The sequence below is a fragment of the Streptomyces palmae genome (assembly GCF_004684805.1).
GTDB classification, from domain to species: domain Bacteria; phylum Actinomycetota; class Actinomycetes; order Streptomycetales; family Streptomycetaceae; genus Streptomyces; species Streptomyces palmae.
Genome location: NZ_SRID01000473.1, coordinates 1 through 4,570, shown reverse-complemented (window position 1 = coordinate 4,570; position 4,570 = coordinate 1). Strand labels below are relative to the sequence as shown.

Sequence of the window (4,570 nt, the reverse complement as noted above, 5' to 3'; positions counted from 1 at the left end):
CCCTCGATATCGGTGTCCAGCCGGTCGCCCACCACCAGCGGGTGCCGGGCGCCGGTGCGCAGGATCGTCTCCCGGTGCATCGGCGGCAGCGGCTTGCCGGCCACCTGCGGGGCGCGGCCGGTGGCGATGCGCACCGCCTCCACCGCCGCCCCGTTGCCGGGCGCGATGCCGCGCGCGCTGGGAATCGTCAGATCGGTGTTGGAGGCGTACCAGGGCACGCCCCGGGCCACCGCGTACGAGGCCTCCGCCAGCCGCCCCCAGGGCAGTTCGGGCCCGCCGTAGCCCTGCGCCACGGCGGCGGGGTCGTCCTCCGCCGACTCCACCGGCTCCAGACCGCGCTCGCGCAGTGCGACCCGCAGGCCCTCGCCACCGATCACCAGCACCCGTGCCCCGGCGGGCACCTGATCCGCGATCAGCCGAGCCACCGCCTGCGCCGAGGTGACCACGTCGGTGGCCTCGGCCGGCACCCCGAGCTCGGTCAGGTGCGCGGCCACGGCCTGCGGGGTGCGCAACGCGTTGTTCGTCACATAAGCCAGGTGCATCCCGCCCCGCCGCGCCGCCGCCAGCGAGTCGACGGCGTGCGCGATGGCCTGGCCACCCGCGTACACCACCCCGTCCAGATCCAGCAGCGCGGTGTCATAACGGCCGCTCAGCGGCCTAGCGCTGCCGTCGGGCCGGGTCCGGACCGTGTCGTTCATCAGGACCGCTCCTTAGCGGATCAGTGAGCCGGCGTCCTTGGTGAACCGGCTCGTGGCTCGTGCCGTCCCCGCTCGGGGACGCTCCCGATCATCACCTGAGGCCCCAGGAGGCTTAACATTCCCCGATGAGCATTCCAGGGCCCGTCGGGCACGGTCTTCAGCTCGCCCCGTTCCGCGCGTTGCGCTACGTGCCGGAGCGCGTCGGCAGCCTCGCCGCCGTCACCTCCCCGCCGTATGACGTGGTGGTGCGGCCGGACGGACTCCGCGCACTGGAGACCGCCGATCCGTACAACATCGTTCGGCTCATCCTCCCCCAGGCCGACACCCCGGCCGAGATCGCAGAGATCACCAACGACCTCGCCCAGCACCAGGCGCTGATCGCGGACGGCCACCACCGCTGGGCCACCTATCTGCGGCTGCGCGCCGAGCACCCGGAGCCCGGTCCCTGGGACTACGGGCTGGTGCTGCTGGTGGACACCGCGCGCTACCCGCTGCGGGTACGCGCCATCCACCGGCTGCTGCGTCTGCTCCCGCCGAGCACCGCGCTGGAGGCGCTCGGCGGAGCCTTCCGGGTCCGCACCGTCGAGGGCCCGCTGCCGCGGGCGCTCGAGGCCCTGGACGCCGCCGCGGCCGAGGGTGCGCACGGCGGAGCCGGCCCGTTCGGCGGCACCGCCTTCCTGCTGGCCGGGGAGGGCCGCTTCCACCTGCTGGACCGGCCGGACCCGGAGCTGCTGGCGCGCACCGTCCCGGCCGACCGCCCGGCGGCCTGGCGCACCCTGGACGCCACGGTGCTCCACTCGGTGCTGCTGGAACACCTCTGGAAGGTGCCCGACGACCCCGCGCACATCGGCTACATCCATGACGCGGCGGCCGCCGTCGACCAGGCGGAACGGCACGGCGGCACCGCGGTACTGCTCCGCCCGGTCCAGGAGGACGTGGTGCACGAGCTGGCCCGGCAGGGCGTGGCCATGCCGCACAAGTCCACCTCGTTCGGCCCGAAGCCGGCCACCGGGCTCGTCCTGCGCAGCCTGGCCCTGGGCTGACCGCGGAGCGCCGCTCCCCGCAGCCGCACGGCACCACGCCGCCATGAGGCACACGCCATGAGGGCGGAACCCGCACACGGGTTCCGCCCTCATTCACCGCACTGACGCGAGCCCGGCCCCGTCACCGACGTACGGCGACGGGGCCGGCCGGCACCGCCCCGCCGTCAGGCGTCGGCGCCGCCCTGTTCCACATTCCGCTCGGCGGGCTTGTCGGCCAGGTCCGCCCCCGCCTCCTCGGCACTCGCCCGGTCGGCCGCGTCGTCCTCATCCGCGGCGTCGACGTCCGTGTCGTCCGAGTCATCGGCACCCGCGTCGTGCGCCTCCGCCTCAGCAGCGGAGGCACCGTCAGCCGCGGACTCCTCGTCCCGCTCCTGGCTCACCGGCCCCGACTCCTCCTGCTCGTCCTCGGGGGCCAGGGCGTCCACGAACTCCACACCGTCCAGCTCGGCCAGCCGGTCCGAGGCGTTGGTGGTCCCGCCCTGGTCTGCCTCCAGGGCCTTGGCGAACCACTCACGGGCCTCGTCCTCACGTCCGACCGCGAGCAGCGCGTCGGCGTAGGCGTACCGCAGCCGCGCGGTCCACGGCTGGACCGAATGCGAGGCCAGCTCGGAGCTCTGCAGCGTCACCACCGCGGCCTCGGCCTGCCCCATGTCGCGCCGCGCACCGGCCGCGACCAGCCGCATCTCGACCTGCCCGGCCCGGTCCAGCCGCTGCACCTCGGGCTCACCGGCCATCGCCAGCGCCCGCTCCGGACGGCCCATGCCGCGCTCGCAGTCGGCCATCACCGGCCACAGCTCCGCCGAGCCGGTCATCCGCCGGGCGGCCCGGAACTCCGCCAGCGCCTCCGCGTACTTCCCGACCGCGTACGAGGCGAAGCCGGCGGCCTCGCGCACCGCCGCCACTCGCGAGGCGAGCCGCAGCGCGACCCGCGAGTACCCGTACGCCTGCTCCGGGTCCTCGTCCAGCAGCCTGGCCACCATGACCAGGTTCCTGGCGACATCGTCGGCCAGCGTCTTGGGCAGGCTCATCAGCTCCTGCCGGACGTCCTTGTCGATCTCGAACCCGGTCACGTCCTCCGGGATCGGCAGCCGCTTCACGGGCTCGCGGTCGCGGTCCCGCTCACGGTCCTCCCGACGGCCGAAGCCGCGGGACCGGTCGTCCCGGCGCCCGTAGCCGCCGCCACCGCGCCGGTCCTGGTCGTCCCGGCCCCGGCCCTGACCGTACGGACGGCGCGGACCCCGGTCGTCCCGGCCCCGGAAGCCGCCCTCGCGGTCGTCCCGGCCCCGGAAGCCGCCCTCGCGGTCGTCCCGGCCCCGGAAGCCGCCCTCGCGGTCGTCCCGGCCCCGGAAGCCGCCCTCGCGGTCATCGCGGCGCGGGCCTCGGGGCCGCTCGTCCCGACGGTCGTCACGCCGGTGCGGGGCCTGCTCGTCGCGCGGGAAGGACGCACGGTCATCCCGACGGTACGGCGCCCGGTCGTCCCGGCGCCCCTCGCGACGGTCGTCACGACGCTCGTCCCGGCGGAACGGAGCCTGCTCATCACGGGGGAAGGAGGCACGGTCGTCACGGCGGAAGGCCGGGCGCTCCCCACGCGGCCGGAAGCCGGAACGGTCATCCCGACGGTCGTCACGCCGGTCGTCACGCCGGTCGTCGCGGCGCTCGTCACGCCGGTCGTCACGGCGGTACGGGGCACGGTCCTCGCGACGTCCGAAGCCACCGCCCGGACGCCCGCCCCGGTCGTCCTCCCGACGCGGCCCGCGCGGACGCTCGTCCCGCCGATCATCACGCCGGTCGTCGCGGCGCTCATCCCGCCGGTCGTCACGCCGGTAGGGGGCACGGTCGTCACGGCGGAACGGGGCACGGTCGTCATCGCGGCGAGGACCGCGGTCCCGCTGGTCCCGGTCGTCACGGCGGAAGCGCGGACGGTCGTCCCGCTGCTCACGGTCCTGGCGGAAGCCGCCGGCCCGGTCATCACGGCGCGGGCCGCGGGACCCTTCGTCCCGCCGGTCGTCCCGCCGGAAACCCGGGCGGTCATCGCGGCGGAAACCCGGACCGTCGTCACGGCGGTCATCCCGACGGAAGGCCGGACGGTCGTCACGACGGTCGTCGCGACGGAAACCCGGACGGTCGTCACGACGGTCGTCGCGACGGAATCCGGGGCGGTCGTCCCGGCGGAAGGCCGGACGGTCATCGCGGCGGCCGTAACCGCCGGACGGGCGCCCACCGCGCTCGTCGTCGCGGCGGGGACCGCGGTCCCGGTCATCGCGACGGGGGGCGGAGCCACGGAAGTCACGCCGGTAGCCGCCGTCGCGGGACCGCGACTCGCGCTCCGGCCTGTCGTCAGGGGAGTTGGTGGACATCGACGTGACTCCTGTCATGAGGTACTGCAATCATTCTCGCGCACCTGGCTTAGCGGCGCGCTATGGCAAAACAAAAGGACCCCTGGTCCCAGCTGAACGCTGGGACCAGGGGTCCTGAAAGATTGTTCGGCGGCGTCCTACTCTCCCACAGGGTCCCCCCTGCAGTACCATCGGCGCTGAAAGGCTTAGCTTCCGGGTTCGGAATGTAACCGGGCGTTTCCCTAACGCTATAACCACCGAAACCCTGTTAGCCATCCGCAGAGCGGATTGTTGGCTAGGGCAGCGAACAAGCACACTTTTCAATTTAAGTGGTGCACCGGTGCGACTGTTCGCAACCCGGGAACCACACAGTGGACGCGAGCAACTGAGGACAAGCCCTCGGCCTATTAGTACCAGTCAACTCCACCGGTTACCCGGCTTCCATATCTGGCCTATCAACCCAGTCGTCTACTGGGAGCCTTACCCCATCAAG

The 4,570-nt window shown here is 73.6% G+C and carries 4 protein-coding genes and 2 rRNA genes; 2 read left to right on the top strand and 4 right to left on the bottom strand.

Annotated features, from left to right (window positions below; all coding sequences use genetic code 11):
• Positions 1-698: HAD hydrolase-like protein (locus E4099_RS29430; RefSeq protein WP_135342156.1), on the bottom strand; the 698-nt coding region annotated here is incomplete at its 3' end.
• Between the two features lie 125 nt (positions 699-823).
• On the opposite strand from E4099_RS29430, the gene E4099_RS29425 reads away from it, so the two are divergent.
• The gene (locus tag E4099_RS29425) at positions 824-1,741 is read left to right on the top strand and encodes a DUF1015 family protein (RefSeq protein ID WP_135342155.1); all 918 of its coding nucleotides are present in this window, start codon (positions 824-826) and stop codon (positions 1,739-1,741) included.
• Between the two features lie 164 nt (positions 1,742-1,905).
• On the opposite strand, the gene E4099_RS29420 is transcribed toward E4099_RS29425, so the two are convergent.
• A complete protein-coding gene (locus E4099_RS29420; RefSeq protein WP_135342157.1) occupies positions 1,906-2,769 on the bottom strand; it encodes a tetratricopeptide repeat protein in 864 nt (287 codons plus the stop codon).
• A 384-nt stretch (positions 2,770-3,153) separates the two neighbouring features.
• Here E4099_RS29420 and E4099_RS34970 point away from each other — a divergent pair, with 384 nt between their 5' ends.
• A complete protein-coding gene (locus E4099_RS34970; RefSeq protein WP_167828521.1) occupies positions 3,154-4,194 on the top strand; it encodes a hypothetical protein in 1,041 nt (346 codons plus the stop codon).
• Between the two features lie 28 nt (positions 4,195-4,222).
• Here E4099_RS34970 and rrf read toward each other — a convergent pair.
• Positions 4,223-4,339 (bottom strand): 5S ribosomal RNA (gene rrf, locus E4099_RS29410).
• Between the two features lie 125 nt (positions 4,340-4,464).
• A 23S ribosomal RNA gene (locus E4099_RS29405) occupies positions 4,465-4,570 on the bottom strand; the annotation flags it as partial.

Excerpts from the sequence above, each read along its gene's own strand:
- E4099_RS29420 (WP_135342157.1), bottom strand. The coding sequence starts at position 2,769 with ATGAGCCTGCCCAAGACGCTGGCCGACGATGTCGCCAGGAACCTGGTC.
- E4099_RS29425 (WP_135342155.1), top strand. The coding sequence starts at position 824 with ATGAGCATTCCAGGGCCCGTCGGGCACGGTCTTCAGCTCGCCCCGTTC.